Source organism: Lutispora sp., assembly GCF_041687175.1.
Classification (GTDB): domain Bacteria; phylum Bacillota; class Clostridia; order Lutisporales; family Lutisporaceae; genus Lutispora.
The window spans coordinates 1-24,861 of the sequence record NZ_JAWLCK010000036.1; the positions used below are offsets into that span (position 1 = coordinate 1).

The window sequence follows — 24,861 nt, forward strand, 5'->3', positions numbered from 1 at the left end:
AATGTAGAGAGGCTTGAAAAGCTGATTACCAATAGGACAAAAGCAATAATCGTAAATACTCCTAATAATCCAACTGGGGTATGCTTCAGCAGAAAGACGATGGAGGACATAGCCAGAGTAGCTATCAAATATGATTTGATAGTTATTGCAGATGATATTTATACATCCTTTAGCTATGCCGAGCCTTTTATACCTATAGTATCATTACCTGGGATGAAGGAAAGAACAATAACAATTGGAAGCTTCTCAAAGAATTTTGCCATGACAGGTTGGCGTATAGGTTATGTTATGGCGCCGGAATTTTTAATAAAAACCATGAAAGATATAAATGAAAATAATGTTTTTACTGCACCATCAGTATCCCAAAGAGCCGCCATCTATGCCCTTAGACTGAGGAATGAAATATGTCCTGAGATAGTTGAGGAATATAAAAAAAGAATGATGTATGCCTACGAGAGGATATGCAAGATACCTAATATGTCCTGTCTGCCACCAAAAGGCAGTATATACCTCTTTGTAAACATAAAGAAAACAGGTCTCACCAGTGAAGAAGTATGTGACAAATTGTTGGAAGAAGCTCATGTTCTGGCATTGCCGGGTAACGCATTTGGCAGATGTGGAGAAGGATTTATAAGGTTAGCACTAACCATAGATATTGAAAAGTTAAAAGAAGCCTTTGACAGAATGGAGAATATGGATATATTTACATAAAGAGACCCTGCATCCTTCGGATAAGAACCTAGTAGGATGCAGGCTTTAATCATCCACCATTATATCGGATTACTTACTTCTTCTGATAGACCATGATATTAAAATCAACCACTGTTTTAAGGCTATCTAGACTTTTCAGTTTTTCCATCTCGGCTTCACTGGTATGGCGGATATAGGGTGTCATTGTCAATAGATTGAGTATATCTTGAGTGCTTTCCAAATGAATATGGTATGAAACATTGACTTGATACAGAAGTTTGAATCCTTTTCCCACAGTACCTTTTTGACCTATCAATTCCGAATCCCCATAAATGGCCTTTTTAAGATCGAGAAGATGATTGGCTCCAGGAGCAGCAACTATTAGCTTTGCTTCTTTATTTAGAATGCGCAGGAACTCCTCCTCGTCTCTCGGCGCAAAAATGCATATAATGTAATCTATGCTGTTATTTAAAATAGGAATGTGGTATGTGCTGGCCACAGCAAAGAATATATCCTTATCTCTGCCTGAAGCATAATGAATAGCAGGTTTTGAAACATCAATTCCATATATATTTAAATTTTCTATACTATCAAGGTTAGTCAAATTGTTTTTCAGCCTGCTGATATAATAACCTTCGCCACAGCCTGCATCGAGTATGCTCACAGAACTGCCTTTATACATATCCGATATGTTATTAACGATAATATTGTTTAATTGGTCTGAGAATTTTTCATAATAACCTTTATTCAAAAACTCCCTGCGACTCTGGAGCATTTCCTTGCTGTCACCTGGGTCACCTGAGCCTATATGGCTTGGCAATAGCAGATTCACATACCCTTTACGAGCTATATCGAAGCTATGATTCTTATTGCAGAAATACTGCTTTTCACCCTTGGATAAAGGCTTTGAGCATACAGGACACTTAAACAAAGTTTTTGTTACCATTTGAATTCCTCCATATTGTTGCTATAGCTATTATAGCATTTTTTACTTTGTTTTTTGTTTAATAGGAGCTTCGGTCTCGCAGAAATTTGTTGACATAATTGGGTAGCAACTTAAAATATATAATGTGTGTAATTTTTAATTATTATAAGAACGAACTAAATATGATTATAGAGATAAGGGGTAAATTAAATGGATGAAAATAGCATAAGAGTGACAAATGCCATAATACATATTTTAGATACAAACATGGATATGCCAGTTTTATCGAATACTTTACTGGGACTAAGCGGAGAAATCAGAGATTTTATTAAAAGCCATATATATAAAACTATGACCAGTGACAATTGTAAAAATACCATGTTAGAGGGCGAAGATAATTATTGCCTCAACCAACTCAGAACATATTTGAGTGATAATGATTTTGTCTCTGTCACAAAAAATCTTTCAACCAAATTATTCGATTTTATGAAGCAAAATATTGATATTCCTGCTGCAGATGTTGTATTCGCTACATTTAATTGTGAAGGAGAATCATATTTTTCAATACTTAAGATGAATTATAAGAGTTCCTATATTCATTTTGTTGAGAATACAGATACAGGTATTAAAAACACTATAATAAAGAATCAAACAATCCTCCCGTCCGAATCCCAGAGTTTAGATGAGGTTATAATAATCAAACTGGATGACTTCTCTGTTAAGCTGATTGAGAAGAAATACCTGATAAATGATAAAAAGGAATATTATTTATCCCAGTATTTTCTTAAATGTGAGCCGGAGTTGTCTCCAAAGGCAAAGCTTGACATTGTGACCAAGACAGCAGAACAAATAAATAAAAAGCATTATAACAATGATGTGGAGAAAAAGATGAGGTTTAAGAAAGCTCTTTATGATAATTGTGAAGCAGATGGAACTGTGAATGTAGTCCGGGTCATTGATGAAGTTTTTGAAAATAATATAGATGCTAAAAACGAGTTCAAAGAAAGCATAATGAAGAAAGGAATAGATAAAAAGGAATTCCAGATCCAGAATAGAAACAGCTTTAGAAAGCTTGAACGACAAACCATAAAGACAGATACTGGCATTGAAATAAACATACCTCTCGAACAATACGAAGATAGAGAAAGATTGGAATTTATCACAAATCCCGATGGCACTATATCAATATTGATAAAAAATGTAAGCAAAATTGTAGGGAGATAAAATAGAAAAAGCTTCAACAAATCGTTGAAGCTTAATATTTTGCTAAATATAATGGTGCCGGAGGTCGGACTCGAACCGACATGCTTTGAGGGCGCATGATTTTGAGTCATGTGCGTCTGCCAATTCCGCCACTCCGGCGCTACGCTAATTATAATATCACAGATAGGTTTAAAAAGCAATAAAAAATTTATTGTTAGAAATTAGTCATAGATTTTGAAAATATTCAGTAAATAGGTACTAGCATATATGATATAATTGAATATTATAAAGTATAGTTACAGCTAATATAATGATGGAGGAGAACTATGGATCCAATTACACACGGCGTTGTGGGGCTGGCGATTGCAGCTTTTACGGGAGAAACAGTATCAATTGCCAGCCCTTATGCAATGGGAAGCTTATTAGGAGCTGTGATTCCTGATGCAGATATAATAATGCAAGTTAAGGGAGATTACAGCTATCTCAAAAACCACAGAGGGATGTCCCATTCCATTCCCTTTATTTTTTTGTACAGCGCAGCTATAACTGCTGTATTATCACTATTTTATCCAGGAGCAGCATTATTAAAACTATTTATATATGCTGTATCTGGATGTATGTCACATTTATTACTGGATATAACAAATTCCTATGGAGCACAAGTGTTATGGCCTTTTTACAAAAAAAAGATTACTTTGGATTTGCTTTTGGTTTATGATCCCTTATTAATCATTGTTGCTTTAGCCATTATTATTCCAAGCATCAATAGCAAAATTCATCCATTAGTATCTTTAATTATGTTTTTTGCTTATTTGTCAGCCCGCTATTGGATGAAGTTTTATGTAAAAAAGAGAGTGAAAGAAAATTTCAAGGATCTAGGGGAAATATTGTATATAAGAGTTTTGCCATCAATGATCGGACTGGTAAAATGGCATTTCGTTATAAAGATTAAAGATAAAATGGTAATTGGTGAGCTAAACCTGTTATCAAGAAAAATTAAGATTATTGAAATTATGAAGAATCTGGATAAGAGACTGTTCAGAGCTGTGAAAAACACACAGGTTGCCAAATTCTTTGGTGAGTTTACCCCGCTGTTTCATATAAAATGCAAGAAAACAGACAGCGGCTATGAATACAGTTTCATAGATTTGAGGTATTATATAGCAAAGGACTTCTTACATCATGCAACTGCTGTAATGGATGAAAATTTTAGATTGGTGGCTTCAGCGTTTCATCCTTATCATAAAACCAGGAATGTGGAAATATAGGTATATCTTTATACCTATATTTTTTTATGGTAAAGAAGTGTATAATAGAAATGTGTAAATAAGCACTATGAAACTTTATTATTTTTTATTCGTCTAAAACTGAGGGGTTACTGAGTTATTGGGGAGGGAGAAAAATATGGAAGTAACGGAGAAGCTTCTTGTAGCTAAGAGCAAAAAAGGAAATATAGATGCTTTTGAAGAATTGATAAGCGGATATGAAAAAAAAGCCTATAACATTGCCTATAGAATTATGGGTAATGAAGAAGATGCTAAGGATATGGCTCAAGAAGCCTTTATTAAGATATATAAGTCAATCCAGAACTTCAGGGAAGAATCATCGTTTTCTACATGGCTATATAGAATAGTAACTAATGTATGCCTTGATGAGCTAAGAAAGAGAAAGAAAGCAAATCTAGTACCTTTGGAAATGAATATAGAGACAGATAAGGGTTCAGCTATAATAGAACTAAGCGCAGAGAAGGAAACACCAGAAGATATCTGTGAAAGAGTGGAGAAAAAAGAACTGATACAAAATGCCATATCTTCTCTTGCAGAAGACTATAAAACCGTAATTATACTTAGAGATATACAAGGTTTTGGTTATGAAGAGATAGCAACCATGCTCAACTGTTCCCTGGGCACTATAAAATCAAGAATAAATAGAGCTCGAAACTTGCTTAAGGACAAGCTCCGACATGAATTGGAACTTTACGAAAAAAAGAGCGTCTAACTTTTTAAAGGGGAGGGAAAGAGAATGGATTGCGAAGTAGTAAGAAGTCTTATGTCTTCATATATAGATAAAGATATAAATGAAATAGATAGAATAGAATTGGAAAAGCATTTGGAAAGCTGTTCCGATTGTATGGAAGAGTATAATTTGCTTTTAGCCACTGTAACATATTGTAACCAACTGGAAGAAATCGAACTACCCGAAACCTTCCATCAAGATCTTATGGGTAAGATTCAGGAGCTGGGTTCTAATAAACCTAAAAAAAGCTTCTTTAAACGCAACTGGAACTGGGTAGCAGGAGTGGCTGCTGTGTTTGTGGTAGCAGCTATTGGATTATCTTCTTTACCAGGTTTGCCAGGGCTTAATACAAGGGCAAAATCCATTGCTGAAGAGACGGGAAGAGGATATGGAGGAGCCGTAGCTCAATCTGCGCCTGCTGAAGCTCCTGCCGCAGAACCTGCAGCAAGAAAAAGCAAAGCTAAGATGGAATTCTCAGAGTCCATGAACATGGCCTCGGTAATGGATAACGGAGCTAATTATGCTTTGACCATGGGAGCTCCTGAAGAGGATACTGTTACTCAGGAAAAGATGATGCAGTCTGAGGCAGAAACATATGAGAGAAAAATAATCACAAGCGGCAGCATCTCACTGGAAGTTACTGATTTTGATAATAAGATGGAAAGTATAGCTGACTTGGCAGAGAGAAATGGTGGATATGTAGAAAGCTCCTATGTGGATAATATAATAAACCATGAGGCTGACGGAAAAAGCGATAAGTTAAAGACAGGAAATATCACACTTAGATTGCCTGCGGCTAGATTTGGCTCAGCTGTTGAAGAAATAAAGACCATGGGTGAAGTAATAAACCAGAATACAAATTCTATAGATATTTCAGAACAGTATTATGATACCGCAACAAGAATTGACAATCTTACAGTTCAGGAAAACAGGCTTAGAGAGCTAATATCAAAGGCACAGAATGTGGATGAAATACTGAAAATCGAGAATGAGCTAAACCGAGTCAGAAGTGAAATAGAATTGATGTCCACAGATATAAAGCGATGGGATAAACAAGTAAGCTTATCCACCCTATATGTAAATCTCAGAGAAATAAAGGCGGGAAAGCTGGAAAGTGTCAATGTTCCCACGGTATGGACTAAAGCCTATAATGGCTTTGTAGGAACTATAAACAGTATTCTGAGAGGTGGAGAGAAGCTGTTCGTATTTATAGTTTCCGCTATACCTTATCTAATAATTCTAGCTGTACTGACAGTAATAGGATATATTGTTTATAAGAAGAGATTTAAAAAGAAATAGCATATATAGATAAAAATCGGATTCATAGAAATCCGATTTTTTTTATCCATAGGGAGCGTTTCCAAATTACCGAGAGTATTATTACGTCTGAAATTTTCCAAACAACGTAATTCGACAAATAACAGCGAAAATTGACAAATATTGCACAATGTTATATACTGGAATTAAATTAGCACAATTAACCAATTTAGGTTAATTACTACAAACATGGCACTTCTATATTCTAAATTACTAGAAATTGTATCAAATGGGGGGAGTTATATGAAGATTAGTTTATCAAAAAGAATTGCACTAATAATTGGATTGTTGGTACTAGTTATTTCATCAGGTTTGGGTTTTATTAGTTTAAAGAACAGTTCCGATGCTTTGCTAAAGCAGACAGAAGAAGCGTTATCCATGTCTGCGGAAGAGGGAGTCAAGATGTTTGAAGCTGTGATTTCTAAGGATTTAGGTATTTTACAGGAATTGGCCAGACATGAGAATATTATATCCATGGATTGGGAAATGCAGCAAGAATATCTGAAGCCTAATGTGCAGCGACTGAAATATTTGGAAATAGGAGTTGTTACCCCGGATGGTATAGCTCATTACGTAACAGATAACAGCACAGCAAATCTTGGGGATAGGGATTATATAAAGAAAGCCTTCCAGGGACAAGCTAATATTTCTAATGTATTGATTAGCAGAGCTACAAATCAACCTGTAGTTATGCTTGCAGTACCTATTGAAATGGATAATAATATTGTAGGAGTTTTAATCGCCAGAAAAGATGGAACGGCTTTCAGTAATATAACAGATCAAATGAGTTATGGTGCCAATGGCTATGCTTATCTATTAGGACTGGATGGAACCTTTTATGCTCACAACAATAGTGAATATGTGTTAGAGCAAAGAAATATTTTCGATGATATAGAAACTGAAGGAGAATTTAAGAATGTCGGACTAGCTTTTCAAGAGTTGGGAATGGGCAATAAAGGTGTAATCAATTATGATTTTTTGGGCAGCAAAAGATATATGGGTGTTCAGCCTATACCGAATACTGATTGGGTATTATGTATTGGAGCTTTTGAAATTGATGCTTTAGCGGGAATAGTAAAACTGCAAGGAGCAATGTTTTATACTGCTATTGGATTTATTATATTAGGTTTAATAATTGCATTGTTTGTGGGGACATCAATCTCGAGACCTATTGTAGAATATTCTAAAATATTAGATAGGATTGCTAAATATGATTTGAGCTTTGATGAAAACAGCAAAGCACTAAGATATCTCAAGAGAAAAGATGAGATAGGAGTTATAGGTAATTCGCTTGCAGTCATGCAGAAAAGCATAATTGAGCTGGTTAGACAGATAGCAGAAACGTCACAGCAAGTAGCTTCATCATCGGAGGAACTGACTGCAACAAGCCAGCAAACCGCTATTGCTTCTGAAGAAATTGCAAGAGCTATAGAAGATATATCACAGGGAGCCAGTGACCAGGCCAGTGATACAGAAAAAAGTTCTGTCATAGCAGATGATTTGGGAAGTTTAATTGATAGAAATCGGCAGGAAGTTGATAAATTAATATTGGCTGTGGAGGAAATAAACAAACTTAAGGAAGAGGGTTTACAGGTTATTGAGGATCTTGTGGAAAAAACCAGATCTTCCGGTGAAGCAGCTGAAGGCATAAAAGAGGTTATTGTTAGCACAAATGAAAGAGCCGAGAAAATTCAAACTGCAAGTGAGATGATTAAAAGTATAGCCGACCAGACAAATCTCCTTGCTCTTAATGCAGCTATAGAGGCGGCTAGAGCCGGAGATGCAGGACGAGGATTTACAGTAGTGGCTCAGGAGATCAGAAAGTTGGCAGAAGAATCCAACAAATTTGCGGAGGAAATTGAAGCAATTATACAAGAGCTTACAGAAAAGACAGGTATGGCGGTTACTACAATGGAGGAAACAAGGGAGATAGTAGAATCCCAAGCTAGAAGCGTTGGAATGACCAATGAAAAATATATGGGTATTGCAGCATCTATAGAAGATATGAAGAAATATATTGCAGAAATATATGAATCAGAAAAACTTATGGAAGATAAAAAGAATGATGTAATAAATATTATTCAAAATCTGTCAGCCATATCTCAGGAAAATGCTGCAGGAACAGAAGAAGCTTCTGCTTCGATAGAAGAACAAACAGCAGCCATTGCTGAGATTTCAAACGCCAGTGAAGCTTTAGCTAAGCTGGCAGACGAAATGCAACAGAGTATAATCAAATTTAAATACTAATAGAAAAAATCAGATTCTTCGGAATCTGATTTTTTTTACATCAATATAAAGGGTTTTTCAAAAATGTATGGAAATAATAAGATTAAACTAATTTTGGAGGATTTAGAATGAAAAAGGACACGATGATAATAATAGATGGCAACAGCTTGATGCATAGAGCTTTTTATGCTTTGCCGCCATTAACCAATAGAGATGGGCTTCACACAAATGTTATATATGGTTTTGTAAATATGATAAATAGGCTTATAGAAGGCTATAAGCCAAATTATATGGCAATAGCCTTTGATCGCAAGGAGCCTACCTTCAGACATAAGGAATATGCGGAATACAAGGCTAAAAGGCTTAAAATGTCTGAGGATATGGCAGAGCAAATTCCTTATTTGAAAAAGGTAATAGATGCAATGAATATAAAAAGAATTGAATTAGAAGGTTATGAAGCAGACGACATAATCGGAACACTATCAAAAATGTCAGACAAGAAAGGCATTAACACATTAATTGTAACAGGAGATAGAGATGCTTTTCAATTAATTACCGATAATGTTCATATACTTATGACAAAAAAAGGTATAAGCGAGATGGAGGAATATGACAAAGAAAAGCTGATGTCTCAATACAGCATAACCCCGGAGCAGGTCATTGACCTTAAGGGGCTTATGGGAGATGCTTCAGATAATATTCCTGGTATTCCTGGTGTAGGTGAGAAAACCGCTTTGGATCTGCTTAAGGAGTTTGGGACTGTTGAAAACATACTTGAGAATACGGAGAATATAAAGAAGAATAAAGTAAAACAAAATGTAGAGAACAACAAAGACATAGCATTGTTGTCCAAAAGGTTAGCAACCATAATAACCGATGTGCCTATTAATGATTCTATTGAGGATTGTGAGTATAAGGAACCGGATTATGAAGCTTTATCACAGTTATACAGTATGCTCGACTTCAAAAGCCTTCTTGATAAATTGAAAAATTCTTTTGTAAATAAAGAGCTGGAAAGTGTATCAGAGAAGATGGCAGAAGATGTAGTTGTAAACGAAATCTCAGAATCCAAAGATATACGAGATATTGTAGATAAGGCCAAAAAAGAAGGAAGAATAGTTTTTAAGATGTCCCAGGATAGTAATGGTAAACCAGATTATATATTTGTTGGTGTTCAGGATCAGTATTATTCCATTCCAATAGATGATGTTTCTATAGATTTACTAAAGGTTGTTATGGAAGATGAACATATAGAAAAGGCAGGCCATGACATAAAGTCAGATATAATACTTTTAAAGAACATAGGTATTAATGTAGAAAACATAAAATTTGACAGCATGATAGGAGCATATTTACTTAATCCATCAAAGCCTGATTACAAGCTGAGAAACATATATAATGAGTTTTTCGGAGCTGACATGAAGGATTATGAGGAGAAAGACGGAGATAAGGCAAAGAATTACTGCAACAGTGTAAAAGCAATATATGATCTGATGGAACCTATGAACAATAAAATTTGTGAAAAGGGCATGGAGAGCCTTTACCAAGATGTAGAGCTTCCGCTGGTGGAAGTACTGGCAGATATGGAGCATGAAGGTTTTAAGGTAGATAAGGGCAGGCTTCAGGAACTATCTGCTTTATTCTCTGAAAGAATAGATAGGTTGACAGAGGAGATATATGAGCTGGCAGGCGAGGAGTTCAATGTTAATTCAACAAAGCAGCTAAGTGTTATACTTTTTGAAAAACTATCCCTTCCTCCCATCAAGAAAACAAAAACAGGTTACTCTACAGATGTGGAGGTTTTAGAAAGGCTTTCCGATAAGCATCCAATAATCGATAAAATATTAGAATACAGGCAGCTGCTGAAGATTAAATCTACTTATATAGATGGTTTTATTAATTTAATCAATGAAAAAACAGGAAAGATACATTCAAAATTCAATCAGACTGTGACAGCAACGGGAAGATTAAGCAGTACAGAACCAAACCTTCAGAATATCCCTGTTAGAACAAAAAACGGGAGGGAAATAAGGAAGGTATTTGTTCCTAAAAATGCAGATTATGTATTAGTAGATGCGGACTACTCACAGATAGAGTTGAGAGTTTTAGCTCATATTTCCGGAGATGAAGGTTTGATTCAATCCTTTATAAACAATGAAGATATTCATACAAGGACTGCTTCTGAGGTTTTTGGGGTAGATAAAGAACTAGTAAGTCCTTTGATGAGAAGCCGAGCAAAGGCGGTTAACTTTGGAATAGTTTATGGCATCAGCGATTTTGGATTATCGAGAGATTTAAAGATACCAAGAAAAGAAGCAAAAAAATATATAGACAATTATTTCGCAAGATATCCTATGGTTAAAAAGTATATGGAGGATACTATTAAGGAAGGCAAGGAAAAGGGATATGTGACTACCATACTAAACAGAATAAGGTATATCCCCGAGCTTTCATCCCGCAATGCTGTGCAAAGGAATTTTGGAGAAAGAATGGCAATGAACACTCCAATCCAGGGAAGCGCTGCAGATATTATAAAGATTGCTATGGTAAGAGTATACAAGGAGCTAAAGAATAGAAGAATGAAATCTAAGCTTATATTACAGGTTCATGATGAACTTATTGTAGAAGCACACAAAGATGAGGTAGAAGAAGTAAAGAAAATTGTTAAAGAAAAAATGGAAACAGCTTTCCAACTGAAAGTGCCTCTTACTGTGGATATAAACTCGGGTATGAGCTGGTATGATACTAAATAATACTTGTTAGTTTTGGAGGAGGTATTAATGGTTATTGGATTGACGGGAGGCATAGCCAGTGGAAAGAGTACTGTGTCCTCCCTGCTAAAAGAGCTAGGAGCTTATATAATAGATGTTGATGAAGTGGGAAGAGATGTTGTGGAAAAGGGGGAAAAAGCATATAATGAAATAGTCGATTATTTTGGGAAAGAAATATTATTACCTGATGGTGAAATTAACAGAAAAGCTCTTGGACGCATAGTATTTTCTGATAGCAGTAAGCTAAATAAGTTGAATTCTATTACTCATCCTCATATAATTGATAGAGTAAAAGAAATTATCTCCATGTGTAAAGCCAAGGGTATAGAGATCATAGTTGTGGATGCTGCCATACTTATTGAAATGGGATTGTATTCAGTATGTGATACCATATGGCTTGTCTCTGTAGATAAAGATACCCAACTACATAGGCTGATGGAAAGAGATAGATACTCATATGAAGAGGCCAATAACAGAATAATGGCTCAATTCAGTGATGAAAAAAAGTCCCGATATGCAGATTTGATAATAGATAATAATGGAAGCTTGGATGAGCTAAAAGAAGAAGTTAAGAGACAGTGGAATAGAATAGTTACTGAATGTCAAAAGGGGAGAAATTGTTGATCATTAGAAGAAAGCATAGAATTTTAATCGTAGTAATATTTATAATTTTAACCTTATTCATATTGAAGGGAATATTGCCTAACCTGATAAAAAGCGTATATCCTATGAAATATGAAAGTGCTATGAGCAGGTATGCTATGGAATATGGGCTGGATTTACACCTGATCGCTACTATAATCAAAGTTGAAAGCAATTATGACTGCTTAGCAATATCCAATAAGGGTGCTATTGGTCTTATGCAAATAAAGCCATCTACAGGAAAATGGATAGCAGAGCAAATTGGAATTAAAGATTTTGATGAAGAAATGCTGTATGAACCGGAAATTAATATAAGAATGGGATGCTGGTATTTGGATTATCTATTGGAGTACTACAAAGGGAATGTTCAATTGGCTTTGGCCGCTTATAATGGAGGATTGGGAAATGTGAACAAATGGTTAAAGAATAAGGATTACAGCGATGATGGAGTTTCACTAAAAAGCATACCCTTTGAAGAAACAAAGACATATTTGAAAAGGATTAGTAGAACCTATAATATATATAAAAGGTTATATAGCACCTCTAATTAACAAAAGAAAGGAATGAAATTGATTGGCTGAAATAAGAAGTTTAGCGGATGTGGAAAAAATTAAATTGGATGAAAATAGGCAGATTTATTCTGCTAGTGAGCAAGAAATTCTGGATGGTTATACTACGGATATTTATTTTGTAAGAACTATAGATATTCTAGACCATATAGGTATAGCAGATAAAACTGTAACAGCCGAAATATTCCCTAGAAAGCCAGGTATTTTTGCAGGTATCCAGGAAGCCTTCAATATTCTCAAGAATAAGGATTTAGAGATATGGGCACTTCCTGAGGGTGAAAGCTTCAATGCAAAGGAAACTGTGATGAGAATAATAGGACCTTATAGAGAAATATGTATTTATGAGACCATAATACTAGGTATTCTTGCAAGTTCCTGCGGATGGGCAACAGCAGCAAGGGAGTGCAGGGAAGCATGCCAGGATAAGCCCTTTATAGTGTTTGGGTCAAGGCATGTTCATCCTTCCGTGGCACCTGTAATGGAAAGGGCTGCTATTATCGGTGGAGCCAATGGTGCCAGCAATATACTTGCAGCTAAATTATTAGGTGCAGAACCTGTAGGAACATTGCCTCATGCAGCATTTTTGATAGCAGGTGACACACTGACTGTAGCAGAGGCCTATGATAAAACCATGCCGGAAGAGCATAAGAGGATTGTGTTAATTGATACATTTAAGGATGAAGCGGAAGAAGCAGTGAGAGTTGCAAAAGCTCTTGGAAAGAATCTATATGGAATCAGGTTGGATACTCCCAGTGAAAGAGGAGGAGTGACACCGGAGTTAGTTAGAGAAGTGAGAGCACGTCTTGATCTTGAGGGTTATGGATATGTGAAGATATTTGTATCTGGAGGACTATACCCCGAAAAAATTAGATTATTGAGCGAAGCAGGTGTTGATTCCTTTGGAATAGGCAGCTATATATCAGGTGCTTCTGCAATAGATATGACCATGGATATTAAAGAAATTGAAGGAAAGCCTATTGCAAAAAGAGGGAGAATCCCAGGAAGAGTTGAGAATCAAAAGCTGATAAGGCTTAAATAGTAAACTGAGGAGAAGGATTTTTTTATGAAGCCAAAATTTATTCCAATAATTCTACTAATCGTTGTTTTATTGTTTGCAACATCTTGCTCCGAACCAGAAATACAGATAGGCGCTGAGGTTATAGTGGAAGATGAGAAACCGGAAGAAGGAGGAACCATCAACATTGGGTGTATTGAACCTCAAATCTTTAATCCACTGCTTGTAAATAGTAAAAGCTATAGGGACATTTCCAGACTAATATTCAATGGTCTTATAGAATACGATAGTACTTTAAAGCCAGTGTATGTTCTTGCCAAGGACCTAAGCCTGGATGAAAGCGGAAAGAAAGTAACTGTGAAGCTAAAAGAAAATATACAGTGGAGCGATGGGACAAGGATGACCTCTCAAGATGTTATATATACCTTGAACACCATAAAAGATGGAGAGACGTCCATATATAAATCAAAGCTTGATCAAATTGCTTCATATAAACCATTGGATGAGTATACCATAGAAATAAGGTTTGGAGATTATCCCTATAATGTTATAGATGCTCTGAGCTTTCCCATAGTTCCAAAGCATGTGTTTGAAACTAATCCTAATTCGATACCTGTTGGGACAGGTCCTTATAAGGTTGTTGCTTATAATAAATTGAGATATATGGAATTAGAACCAAATAAATATAGCTTACAGCCTTCTGCACCATATATATCAAAGATAAGAATCAACTTTATTAAAGACACCGATTCCTTTGATTCTTCTTTTCAATCAGGACAAATAGATCTGATTAATACTTCTTCTTACGACTGGGAAAAATATAAGGAATCAAAGGATGTCAATACTTATGGATATTTGTCAAGAGATTATGAATTTATATCTATAAATTTCAGCAATCCGGTATTGGGAGACAAATATGTGAGAAAAGCCTTAATGCATGGGATAAATAGAACTGCGATAATAGAAAAGCATTTACTAGGTAATGCGGTGATCACAGACACGCCTATAAGAGTTGATTCTTGGCTATATGATGGAGATGTAAATAAATACTCTTATAATAAAGCCGAAGCCCAATATGCTATAAACAGCGCAAGATTTGTTTTAAATGAGACAACCAGGATTTTTGAAAGGGAAAGTGATGGAAAGGTTCAGCAGCTCAGATTTACACTGATAACAAACTCGGAAAATGATTACAGAGCTAAGGCTGTAGAAGATATCAAGAAAAATTTAGAAGATATTGGATTTGTCATAGATGTTGAAATAGTGCCCTTTGAAGAACTGATGATGAGAATCGAGAAAAAGCAATATGATTTGGCTTTGGTGGGAATGAATTTTTCTCCAGAAGAAGATTTATATGATTTTTTTCACAGTTCTCAGATCAATGGCGGCAAAAACTATGGGGGGTATGCAAACCCGCGAGTAGATTTATTGTTGGAGCAATCGCAAAATACATTGAATAATGAAAATAAATATGTGAACTATTTGGAACTTCAAAGGATAATTAAAGATGATCTCCCGATTATTAGTCTTTTCTACAAAGAGTATGCTTTGGTTATGAGGAACAAGGTCAGGGGAGAAATAAAAGTGGATAGTGAGAACTTGTTCAGAACTATCAATAATTGGTATATTACCGAATCATTGAACTAAAGAGAATAAAATGTTATTGACATAAATCCATGCAGATTATATAATAATCCATGTAGTAATTGATAAATGATTTGCGAGAGTGGCGGAACTGGCAGACGCGCACGTTTGAGGGGCGTGTGGTTACACCGTACGGGTTCAAGTCCCGTCTCTCGCACCATAAAGCTTAATATGGTCTGGAATATTTGCCAAGCTTCTATTTTGAACCTACAGCATAAAAACGGGAGTTTTATATACAGTGTGGATATGTACTTTATTGTGAGTCCTATGATTGGCATCTAAGGCGATAGAAGCACTGTTGCGAGCACCCACCTATCGGAGAGATAGGTGTCAAAATCGAAGCAGCGGTATTTTGGATTTACGAAAAAATGAGACACGGGAAGGTGTCTCTTTTTGTTTTTTGCTTCATAGGATTTTGCTTATTTTGAATTTCTATATTAAAGGATTTTCATGCCTTGTGTAGAATATAATTAGTTATAGATAGGAACACACCATTACTGGTAGGATACAAAACAGATAAGGTGGTATTATGCTTACATTAAATATAGAAATAGGAGATTTTGTTTTTAGAGATATAAAGAAAAATGAGTTGGATCTTGTTTTAGAGTTATATAATGATGATGATGAATCAATGTTTGCTACAGGTACGAGCAGGTGTTTATCCTTAGAAGATATGGAGGAAAAATACTTAGAGGTATTAATCAGCAGTCATGAGTTTTTTATTGGTATTTTTTTAAAAACCAGTGATAAATTAATAGGAGTCTTAAAAGGCCGAATAGATTATGAACATAATGAAGAAGCCTGGATTACTTCATTTATAATAAAAAAAGAGCATAGAAACATGGGTATAGGCAATAAGACAATAAATGCTTTTATGCTCTATATGCAAAAAACTTATGATGTTAAAAGGTTTTATGCAGGCGTTATATCTAAGAACAAAAATGGTATTGATTTCTGGATAAAAGCAGGATTCAAACATGTTAGAACAATAAAAAACTATATTAATCTAAACAATGCTTATGAAGATTTTATTATAATGAGAAGAGAGATTCAATCTAGCAAATAAATAACTCCCCTATGATTTTAGAGGAGTTATTATTTGACAATAGTTGTTACATTTTTAACATTATATATGCTTTTCATATGCCAAGCTATAGATTTGTTTCAATATTTGCTGAAAGGAGGTAAGTTTATGAAAATAAGGGAAATAAGAGATGCCTTAAATGCACAAGTATTGTGGGGGGAGCACTTATTAGAAAATGAAATATTATATGCCTTTGGATCAGATTTAATGAGCGATGTTCTAGCCTTTGTAAAAACAGGTACAATACTTTTGACAGGGTTGGTAAACTCTCAGGTTATCAGGACTGCGGAAATGGCAGATGTTACCGCTATACTTTTTGTAAGAGGCAAAGTTCCGGATAAGGATGTCATAGATCTGGCAAAGGAAAATTCCATCGCAATTCTTACAACTAATTATACTCTTTTCACGACTTCCGGAATATTATATAATTGTGGATTAAGAGGCATAGAAGCTGATAAGATGTAGGAGAGATACTATGGGTAACATATCTTATAATTTTCCAATTGAAAAAGATGATTTTGAAAGAGCAGGGGAAGCTTCTAGTAAAATTAAAAAAATTCTGAGACAGTTAGGTATGGATTCAAGTATAATAAGAAGAGTAGCAATCGGAGCATATGAAGCAGAAATGAACTTAGTAATACATTCACTAGGTGGCACTATTGGTATAACCATAGACCCTGAATCAATAATTATCACAGCTGAAGATACAGGGCCGGGGATTGAAAACGTTCAACTTGCTATGAAAGAAGGATATTCTACTGCTCCAGATAGAATTAGAGAGATGGGTTTTGGCGCCGGAATGGGATTACCAAACATGAAAAAATGCTCTGATAGTTTTGATATTGAAAGCATCGTTGGCAAGGGAACAAAAATTGTAATGAAAATGATGCTGAAAGATGGTGATTAAATGAGCAATGAATATAGCCATTCAGTTATATTAAGGGAAGATCGATGTATAGGGTGTACCAGTTGTCTTAAAGTCTGTCCTACCGAAGCTATAAGGGTACGAGATGGAAAGGCAAAAATAATATCCGATAGATGTATAGATTGCGGTGAATGCATAAGGATATGTCCTAATCACGCTAAAAGTGCTATAACAGATGATTTGAATATGATGAAGAAATTCAAATATAATATTGCGATACCATCATTGACGATTTATGGACAATTTCCTTCTAATATTAGTATAAGTCAGATACTCACATCTATAAAAAGAATAGGCTTTGATGAAGTTGTAGAGGATACAATAGGGGCAGATATATCAATTTTCCTCATTAAGGAATATCTATTAAAGAAGCCTGGTATGGAATTTCCATTAATCAATTCAAGTTGTCCAGCAATTATAAGGCTTATACAGATAAGATTTCCTGATTTGATTCCAAATATTATTACTATAGAAACTCCTGTAGAAATCACTGCTAGAATTGCAAAAACAGAAGTAGCTAAGAGAAAGGGCATAGATATAAAGGATATTGGAGTTTTCTTTATTACCCCGTGTACCGCCAGAGTAACCAGCATAAGAAATCCTCTAGGAATTACCGAATCATATGTTAACGGCGCTATCTCCATAAAGGATATTTACGGGGAAATTGTGAGAAATCTTGGAGATAACAATAATCTGATCAAAGGAATCAGTACCAGAGAATCCATTCTCTGGCCTATTGCAGGAGGTCAGGCGTCAGCATTGGGGATTGAGAATTATCTGGCAGTTGATGGTATTCATGATGTTATTAAGGTCTTGGAGGAAGTAGAATTAGGGAAATTAGAGGATATTGATTTTATCGAGTGCTCAGCTTGCACAGGAGGCTGTGTAGGAGGACCTCTTGTTATTCAAAATTCATTTATTGCAAAGAATAGATTAATGAAACATGCAAAAAAGGTTGATATTTCGAAGTATACAAAAGAAGATTTAGATAGATTTATAAAAATGTATGAAGATGGTTTTATCAGGCTCACTGAAAAAATAGAACCTAAGTCTGTTATGAGATTGGATAAGGACTTATCTAAATCAATTCATAAGATGGAGCTTGTAACCGAAATACTAAAGAATCTTCCCGGCTTGGATTGCGGAATATGTGGTTCTCCCACATGCAGAGCCTTTGCAGAAGACATAGTAAAAGGCGAAAACAAAAAAGCAGTTTGCATGATAAAAACAATGAACGGATTTAAAAGCAAAAATTTGTAGGAGGAGTGCTTATAGTATGACTGTTAAACAAATCTGTGAAAAACTTGGTTTAAGGTCATTGACTGGTGAGTGTGGAATGGATAGAGAGGTAAAGGGAGCCTATATATGCGATTTATTAAGCTGGGTTATGGCTCATGCCTCTGAAGGAGATGTCTGGATTACTATACAGACCCATGCAAATATAATCGCAGTAGCTACTTTGTTGGAGCTTTCCTCAATCATAATTGCTGAAGATGCAGAAGTAGAGGAAGATACCATTAAAAAAGCCGTTGCAGAAGGAATACCCGTACTTGTTTCAGACAAAAATGCTTTTATGATTGCAAAGGAATTAATTGCTATGGGATTGGGTAACTGATATGAAATTTGCATATGATTTGCATATTCATTCTGCTTTGTCCCCATGCGGAGACGAAGACATGACACCCAATAATATAGTCAATATGGCATTATTAAAGGGTTTAGACTTGATAGCAGTTACAGATCACAACAGTGCCAGGAATTTGCCTGCTGTATTAGAGGTGGGCAAAAGGCAAGGTCTTATGGTGGTACCTGGAATAGAAGTTCAGACTAAAGAAGAGGTACATATAATATGTCTTTTTAAGAACCTGCAGAGTGCTCTAAAGCTTGATGAGATAATATTTAACTGTTTGCCGGACATGCCTAACAATGAAGAGATTTTTGGAAGGCAGCTGATAATGGATTCTAACGATGAAGTTGTTGGAAAGATAGATAAATTATTGATATCTTCTTGTGAACTGTCGGTTAATGACGTTTTTATCCTAACCAGGGGTTTGGGGGGAATATGCATTCCTGCTCATGTGGACAGGCCAGCATATAGTATTACTGCCAATCTAGGGTTTATCCCACCTTCACTAAGAGTGAAAACAGTGGAGTTTTCAAAAAAGGATAGCCCAGAATCCATAATGAAAAGGCATCCCTTTCTAAGAAAATATAATTATATTGTATCCTCAGATGCACATTATCTTTGGGATATTAGCGAAAGGGAGCATTTTGTCGAAATGGAATATCTAAGTTTTACAAATCTAACTAATTTATTATGCCCAAATGAAAAAAATTTATAATAATTTCAAAATATAGTTAAAAAATTCTTATAGTTATGTTACAATAACAAATAGGGTTAATAATTGACAGATTTTTGTCAATATACAGAATGTATTTTAGGGAGGGGACTCTTTAATGAACGAGCTTGATATGAAAGAAAAAATGAAAAAGCTGGATGAGATTATCGAAAGCCACAAAGGCCAGCAAGGTAGTTTAATGCCTGTTCTTCATGAGACTCAAGAGCTTTTCGGCTATCTTCCTGAAGAGGCTCAGAAGAAAATATCAAAGGAATTGAATATTCCAATGGCAGAAATATATGGCGTAGCAACATTTTACTCAAGATTTACCCTCAAACCAAGAGGAGAGCATACAATAGGTGTGTGCTTAGGAACAGCTTGTTATGTAAAGAATGCTCAACTGGTATTTGAAAGACTCCAGAAAGAACTAAATGTTAAACCTGGAGGAACAACGGAGGACAATAAATTTACTCTTGAGGCTACTAGGTGCCTCGGCTGCTGTGGTCTTGCACCTGTCATGATGATAGGGGAAGATGTATATGGCAAGCTTGTTCCAGACGATATACCGGAGATATTGAATAAATATCGTTAATCAGGCCTTGTTATGAAAGAATTATCTCTACACATACTTGATATTGTACAAAATTCTATTGTGGCAGAAGCTAGCTTAATTACTATAAATATTGTTGAGAATTTAACAACAGATAAACTAATTATCGAAGTTACTGATAACGGATGCGGAATGGAAAAAGAATTGACCGAAAAAATAAAAGACCCTTTTGTAACAGGGAGAAAAACTAGAAAAGTCGGTTTGGGAATTCCTTTGCTCTATAAAGCATGCACCAGATGTGATGGAAATATGGAAATACAATCAGAAGTAGGCAAAGGCACCAAGGTTACTTGTTGGTTTAAATATAGTCACATTGACCGGGCACCTCTGGGGAATATGACTGATACTATACTAACTATAGTCTCAGGAAATCCTCAGGTAGACATTGTGTATGTACATATTCGTGATGATAAAGAAATATGTCTTGATACAAGAGAAATTAGAAGGGCTTTAGGTAAAGTGCCTATTAACGAACCAGCTGTTCTCTCGTGGATAAGAGAATTCTTAAGGGAAGGTTTCAATAGTTTATATGGAGGTGCAAATATATGAAGTCATTAAAAGACCTGGAAGAAATCAGAAAAAAGACCTTGGATACAATCAATATGAGAAAAGATCAATCAGGAACCAGAGTAGTTGTAGGTATGGCTACATGCGGAATTGCTGCAGGGGCTAGACCTGTTTTGTTGGCTATAATGGATGAAGTTGAGAAAAATGAATTGGCAGATGTTGTTGTAGCGCAGACCGGATGCATTGGTATGTGCAGGTTGGAGCCAATAGTAGAAGTATATAGACCGGGAGAAGAAAAAGTTACTTATGTAAAAATGAACCCTTCAAAGGCTAAGAGAATTATAAACGAGCATGTTATGCAGGGTAAAGTTGTTCAAGATTATACTGTAGGAGCAGAAGAAAAGTAATTTTTAACGGCCAGTAAACAGTTAGGAGGTATAATGGAATGAAAATGTATCGCTCCCATATCATGATATGCAGAGGAACCGGTTGTTCATCTTCCAATTCAGAGCAGATTGCAGTGGAGTTTGAAAACCATTTAAAAGCCCATGGATTAGATAAGGAAGTAATTGTTGAGAGAACCGGATGCTTTGGTCTATGTGCCCTAGGTCCAATAGTTATCATATATCCTGAAGCTGCTTTTTACAGTTTGGTAAAACCTGAAGATGTAGAGGAGATCGTAAAAGAGCATCTGGTTAAAGGTAGAGTCGTAAAGAGACTCTTATATGCTGAGACTATTGAAGAAGATAGAATTAAATCGTTAAATCAGGTAAACTTCTATAAAAAACAGGTAAGGGTTGCACTCCGAAACTGCGGTGTCATTAACCCAGAAAACATAGATGAATACATAGCTTTTGATGGGTACAAGGCACTGGCAACATGCTTAACCGAGTTAAAGCCTGAAGAAGTTATAGATTTGATTAAAAGATCAGGCCTCAGAGGAAGAGGAGGAGCAGGATTCCCAACAGGGATGAAGTGGGAATTTGCTGCAAAGGCACAAGGCGATATTAAATATGTATGCTGTAATGCTGACGAAGGTGACCCAGGAGCCTTCATGGACAGAAGCGTGCTGGAAGGAGACCCTCACTCAGTATTAGAAGCTATGACAATAGCTGGTTATGCTATAGGAGGCAGTCAAGGATACATCTATGTAAGAGCAGAGTATCCTATAGCTGTTAAGAGACTTAGCATAGCTATCAATCAGGCAAGAGAATATGGATTGTTAGGGAAGAATATACTTGGAACCGGTTTTGATTTTGATATAGAATTAAGGCTTGGAGCAGGAGCTTTTGTTTGCGGTGAAGAAACTGCACTTATAGCTTCCATAGAAGGTCAGAGAGGAATGCCGAGACCAAGACCACCATTCCCAGCAAATAAAGGTTTGTTCGGAAAACCAACATTGTTAAACAATGTTGAAACATATGCAAATATATGTCCAATCATAAACAACGGCCCAGAATGGTTTGCATCCATGGGAACAGAAAAATCCAAAGGCACCAAGGTATTTGCATTAGGTGGCAAGATCAATCATACAGGCTTGGTAGAAATACCTATGGGTACTACCATGAGAGAAATAATCTACGAAATAGGTGGTGGCTGTCCAAACGGAAAAGCATTTAAGGCAGCTCAGACAGGTGGACCATCAGGCGGATGCATACCAGCTGAAAAGATAGATGTACCTATTGATTATGATACTCTTACTGCACTTGGTTCCATGATGGGTTCTGGTGGACTTATAGTTATGGACGAAGACAACTGTATGGTTGATATAGCAAAATTCTTCTTGGAATTTACTGTTGATGAATCCTGCGGCAAATGCACACCTTGCAGAGAAGGTACAAAGAGAATGCTGGAGATATTGGATAGGATTACAAAAGGCAGAGGTGAATCAGGCGACATTGAGAGACTAGAGAATCTTGCAAAGAATATCAAAGCTTCAGCTCTCTGCGCATTGGGACAAACAGCTCCAAATCCAGTATTGTCAACACTTAGATATTTCAGAGAAGAATACGAGGCTCACATAAGAGATAAGAAGTGCCCAGCGGGAGTATGTCAGGCATTGTTGCAATATAAAATTGATCCAAAAACATGTAAAGGATGCGGCATCTGTGCAAAACAATGTCCAGTATCAGCAATATCTGGTAAGCCAAAAACTCCTTATGTTATCGATCAAAATAAGTGCATAAAATGCGGTGCTTGCATGGATAAATGCCCATTCAAAGCAATTTCCAGAGGATAAAATTTCATAAAACAGGCCGATAGAGACAATTTAGCTCTATCGGCCTGTTTTATTTGCAAGTATCCATTTACAAACATTGAATTTATATTGATAAAGCATTATAATTATTAGGTATAAAAAATAGTCAATAATGATATTGTGTTTGAAAACTTTGTAAAAAATATGCTTGTTAAATAATAAACTTATTATTTTTCAAGCACGGGAAAGGTTTTTAAATTGCAATGTCGAATTGTAGCTATTTGTGAGTATTATAAAGCAAAGAAGTGGTACAAGCTTTCGGATTGGGTCTTCTAGAATCCTGGAAAAAACATATAATTTCTACCAGGGATTAAGAATACTGTTAATATTATAAGGGGTGAGTAAAATGAATATAAGAACACTTTCCTTTAAGGGAGGAACTCATCCGCCACACAGCAAGGAAGCAACTGAAAAGTTAGCAATAGTTAAAGCTAAAACACCAGAAGTTGTTGTAATACCGATGCAGCAACATATTGGCGCACCTTGCGAGCCAATTGTTAAGGTTGGCGATGAAGTGAAAGTTGGGCAGAAGATTGGTGAACCAAAAGGTTTTGTTTCATCTCCTGTTCATTCCAGTGTATCTGGAAAAGTTATTGCAGTGGAGCCCAGACTTTATTCAGGCGGAACAAAAGTAAATTGTGTAGTAATTGAAAACGATATGCAAGATACTTTATCAGAGACTGTTAAACCTAGAGGCAGTCTTGAAACTTTATCAGCTGATGAGATAAAGGAAATTATCAAGGATTCTGGAATTGTTGGAATGGGTGGAGCTACTTTCCCTACTCATGTTAAATTAGCATTACCTCCAGGAAAGACAGTAGATACTGTGATATTAAATGGTGCAGAATGTGAACCCTTTCTGACTTCGGATCACAGACTTATGCTTGAAAATCCTGGGGCTGTTGTCTACGGTTTGAAAGCTTTGATGAAGGCTTTGAATGTAAATAAAGGCTTTATAGGAATTGAAACCAATAAGCCGGATGCATTGGAAGCGGTATACAATGCAGCCAAGGATGAAAAGGATATAGAGGTTGTAGCTCTTAAAACCAAATACCCTCAAGGTGCAGAGAAACAATTGATATATGCTTGTACAGGAAGGGAAGTTCCTTCTGGTGGATTGCCTGCAGATGTAGGAGTAGTTGTAAACAATGTAGGTACAGCTGCTGCTATAGCTGAAGCTATAAAAACTGGGATGCCTCTGATTCAAAGAATCGTAACTGTAACAGGTAAAGGTGTAAGAAACCCTCAGAATCTATTAGTTAAAATTGGAACATCTTTTAGAGATGTTATTGACCAATGTGGCGGGCTTACTGATAATGTTGGAAAAGTAATAGCTGGCGGTCCTATGATGGGTATTGCTCAGTTTTCAATTGATATCCCTGTTATCAAAGGAACCTCAGGTATATTGATTTTAACTGAAGATGAGGCAAAACTACCTGAGCCGTCAAATTGCATTAGATGCGGTAAATGCGTTAATGTATGTCCCATAAACCTTATGCCGTTGCTAATAAGCAATTATTCTTTATTAGATAGGTTTGATAAAGCCGAAGAAGTAAATGCTATGGACTGCATAGAGTGCGGCTCCTGCTCTTTCATATGCCCTGCTAAAAGGCCTTTGGTAGATTCTATCAGAGTTGCAAAAAGAGAGATTATAGCTAAGCGTAAAAAAGCGCAGTCCAAGTGATGGGAGGTATTATGTTGGATAGCACTATGTTTAGAGTAACTTCTTCTCCTCACATTAGATCAGGAGAGACAACTCAAAGAATAATGCTGGATGTTATTATTGCATTATTGCCAGCATTATTTGCGGGAATATACTATTTTGGAATGAGATCATTAATCGTAACTTTAGTTTCAGTTGTATTTGCAGTGGCAGCTGAGGTTGCGATGCAAAAAATATTGAAAAGGCCTGTGACTGTCAATGATTTAAGCGCAGTAGTGACAGGTATATTATTAGCATTTAATGTGCCCTCAACTGCTCCCTTGTGGATGGTGGCCATAGGCTCCATATTTGCTATTGCCGTAGCAAAACACTGTTTTGGAGGTTTAGGACACAATTTCATAAACCCAGCATTAGCAGCAAGAGCCATGTTATTGGCTTCCTGGCCGGTAAGAATGACT

Annotated in this window: 24 protein-coding genes, 2 tRNA genes and 1 other RNA gene; 25 read left to right on the forward strand and 2 right to left on the reverse strand. The window is 36.0% G+C overall.

Annotated elements, in window-relative coordinates; all coding sequences use genetic code 11:
- The coding region (locus ACESM9_RS07370) for an aminotransferase class I/II-fold pyridoxal phosphate-dependent enzyme (protein WP_372996821.1) at positions 1-711 on the forward strand (711 nt) is incomplete at its 5' end.
- A 73-nt stretch (positions 712-784) separates the two neighbouring features.
- Here the strand turns inward: ACESM9_RS07370 and ACESM9_RS07375 are convergent.
- Positions 785-1,636: a putative RNA methyltransferase gene (locus tag ACESM9_RS07375; protein ID WP_372996823.1), complete on the reverse strand. Its 852-nt coding sequence runs from the start codon at positions 1,634-1,636 to the stop codon at positions 785-787.
- A gap of 189 nt (positions 1,637-1,825) precedes the next feature.
- Between ACESM9_RS07375 and ACESM9_RS07380 the strand changes: the two genes are divergently transcribed.
- Positions 1,826-2,839: a nucleoid-associated protein gene (locus tag ACESM9_RS07380; protein ID WP_372996825.1), complete on the forward strand. Its 1,014-nt coding sequence runs from the start codon at positions 1,826-1,828 to the stop codon at positions 2,837-2,839.
- 52 nt (positions 2,840-2,891) lie between these two features.
- Here the strand turns inward: ACESM9_RS07380 and ACESM9_RS07385 are convergent.
- Positions 2,892-2,977: transfer RNA gene (locus ACESM9_RS07385), tRNA-Leu, on the reverse strand.
- A gap of 167 nt (positions 2,978-3,144) precedes the next feature.
- Between ACESM9_RS07385 and ACESM9_RS07390 the strand changes: the two genes are divergently transcribed.
- The 23 genes from ACESM9_RS07390 to ACESM9_RS07500 all read left to right on the forward strand — a co-directional run.
- Complete coding sequence (locus tag ACESM9_RS07390; protein ID WP_372996827.1) at positions 3,145-4,086, forward strand: metal-dependent hydrolase; 942 nt, start codon at positions 3,145-3,147, stop codon at positions 4,084-4,086.
- A gap of 136 nt (positions 4,087-4,222) precedes the next feature.
- Positions 4,223-4,816, forward strand: coding sequence for an RNA polymerase sigma factor (locus ACESM9_RS07395; RefSeq protein WP_372996829.1), 594 nt, complete (start codon positions 4,223-4,225; stop codon positions 4,814-4,816).
- A 24-nt stretch (positions 4,817-4,840) separates the two neighbouring features.
- Complete coding sequence (locus ACESM9_RS07400; RefSeq protein ID WP_372996831.1) at positions 4,841-6,133, forward strand: DUF4349 domain-containing protein; 1,293 nt, start codon at positions 4,841-4,843, stop codon at positions 6,131-6,133.
- 261 nt (positions 6,134-6,394) lie between these two features.
- On the forward strand, positions 6,395-8,398 hold the full coding sequence (locus ACESM9_RS07405; protein WP_372996833.1) for a methyl-accepting chemotaxis protein: 2,004 nt from the start codon (positions 6,395-6,397) through the stop codon (positions 8,396-8,398).
- A 107-nt stretch (positions 8,399-8,505) separates the two neighbouring features.
- Entirely contained in the window at positions 8,506-11,130 is a 2,625-nt protein-coding gene (gene polA, locus ACESM9_RS07410; protein WP_372996835.1) for a DNA polymerase I, read from the forward strand.
- A gap of 27 nt (positions 11,131-11,157) precedes the next feature.
- On the forward strand, positions 11,158-11,772 hold the full coding sequence (gene coaE, locus ACESM9_RS07415) for a dephospho-CoA kinase (protein WP_372996837.1): 615 nt from the start codon (positions 11,158-11,160) through the stop codon (positions 11,770-11,772).
- Positions 11,769-12,341 (forward strand): lytic transglycosylase domain-containing protein, encoded by a 573-nt coding sequence (locus ACESM9_RS07420; RefSeq protein WP_372996839.1) that lies wholly within the window; start codon positions 11,769-11,771, stop codon positions 12,339-12,341. The genes coaE and ACESM9_RS07420 overlap by 4 nt, the downstream gene beginning before the upstream one ends.
- 22 nt (positions 12,342-12,363) lie before the next feature.
- The gene (locus ACESM9_RS07425; protein ID WP_372996841.1) at positions 12,364-13,398 is read left to right on the forward strand and encodes a nicotinate phosphoribosyltransferase; all 1,035 of its coding nucleotides are present in this window, start codon (positions 12,364-12,366) and stop codon (positions 13,396-13,398) included.
- A 24-nt stretch (positions 13,399-13,422) separates the two neighbouring features.
- Entirely contained in the window at positions 13,423-15,021 is a 1,599-nt protein-coding gene (locus ACESM9_RS07430) for a peptide ABC transporter substrate-binding protein (protein ID WP_372996843.1), read from the forward strand.
- A 73-nt stretch (positions 15,022-15,094) separates the two neighbouring features.
- Positions 15,095-15,178 (forward strand) — tRNA-Leu (locus ACESM9_RS07435).
- 10 nt (positions 15,179-15,188) lie between these two features.
- A non-coding RNA gene (gene ssrS, locus ACESM9_RS07440) (6S RNA) lies at positions 15,189-15,381 on the forward strand.
- Positions 15,382-15,547: 166 nt separating this feature from the next.
- Positions 15,548-16,084 carry a GNAT family N-acetyltransferase gene (locus ACESM9_RS07445; protein WP_372996845.1) on the forward strand — a complete coding sequence of 179 codons (537 nt, stop codon included), beginning with the start codon at positions 15,548-15,550 and terminating at the stop codon, positions 16,082-16,084.
- 126 nt (positions 16,085-16,210) lie between these two features.
- Positions 16,211-16,567 (forward strand): DRTGG domain-containing protein, encoded by a 357-nt coding sequence (locus ACESM9_RS07450; protein WP_372996847.1) that lies wholly within the window; start codon positions 16,211-16,213, stop codon positions 16,565-16,567.
- A 10-nt stretch (positions 16,568-16,577) separates the two neighbouring features.
- Positions 16,578-17,009 (forward strand): ATP-binding protein, encoded by a 432-nt coding sequence (locus ACESM9_RS07455; protein ID WP_372996849.1) that lies wholly within the window; start codon positions 16,578-16,580, stop codon positions 17,007-17,009.
- Positions 17,010-18,287, forward strand: a complete 1,278-nt coding sequence (locus ACESM9_RS07460) for a [Fe-Fe] hydrogenase large subunit C-terminal domain-containing protein (RefSeq protein WP_372996851.1) — start codon at positions 17,010-17,012, stop codon at positions 18,285-18,287.
- 16 nt (positions 18,288-18,303) lie between these two features.
- Positions 18,304-18,642, forward strand: a complete 339-nt coding sequence (locus ACESM9_RS07465; protein ID WP_372996853.1) for a DRTGG domain-containing protein — start codon at positions 18,304-18,306, stop codon at positions 18,640-18,642.
- Position 18,643: 1 nt separating this feature from the next.
- Complete coding sequence (locus ACESM9_RS07470; protein ID WP_372996855.1) at positions 18,644-19,369, forward strand: PHP domain-containing protein; 726 nt, start codon at positions 18,644-18,646, stop codon at positions 19,367-19,369.
- A gap of 115 nt (positions 19,370-19,484) precedes the next feature.
- Entirely contained in the window at positions 19,485-19,958 is a 474-nt protein-coding gene (gene nuoE, locus ACESM9_RS07475; RefSeq protein ID WP_372996857.1) for an NADH-quinone oxidoreductase subunit NuoE, read from the forward strand.
- Positions 19,959-19,970: 12 nt separating this feature from the next.
- Positions 19,971-20,525, forward strand: coding sequence for an ATP-binding protein (locus tag ACESM9_RS07480; protein ID WP_372996859.1), 555 nt, complete (start codon positions 19,971-19,973; stop codon positions 20,523-20,525).
- On the forward strand, positions 20,522-20,890 hold the full coding sequence (locus ACESM9_RS07485) for a (2Fe-2S) ferredoxin domain-containing protein (protein WP_372996861.1): 369 nt from the start codon (positions 20,522-20,524) through the stop codon (positions 20,888-20,890). The genes ACESM9_RS07480 and ACESM9_RS07485 overlap by 4 nt, the downstream gene beginning before the upstream one ends.
- 38 nt (positions 20,891-20,928) lie before the next feature.
- Entirely contained in the window at positions 20,929-22,722 is a 1,794-nt protein-coding gene (gene nuoF, locus ACESM9_RS07490; protein WP_372996863.1) for an NADH-quinone oxidoreductase subunit NuoF, read from the forward strand.
- A gap of 364 nt (positions 22,723-23,086) precedes the next feature.
- Positions 23,087-24,424 carry an electron transport complex subunit RsxC gene (gene rsxC, locus ACESM9_RS07495; RefSeq protein WP_372996865.1) on the forward strand — a complete coding sequence of 446 codons (1,338 nt, stop codon included), beginning with the start codon at positions 23,087-23,089 and terminating at the stop codon, positions 24,422-24,424.
- A 14-nt stretch (positions 24,425-24,438) separates the two neighbouring features.
- The coding region (locus ACESM9_RS07500) for an RnfABCDGE type electron transport complex subunit D (protein ID WP_372996867.1) at positions 24,439-24,861 on the forward strand (423 nt) is incomplete at its 3' end.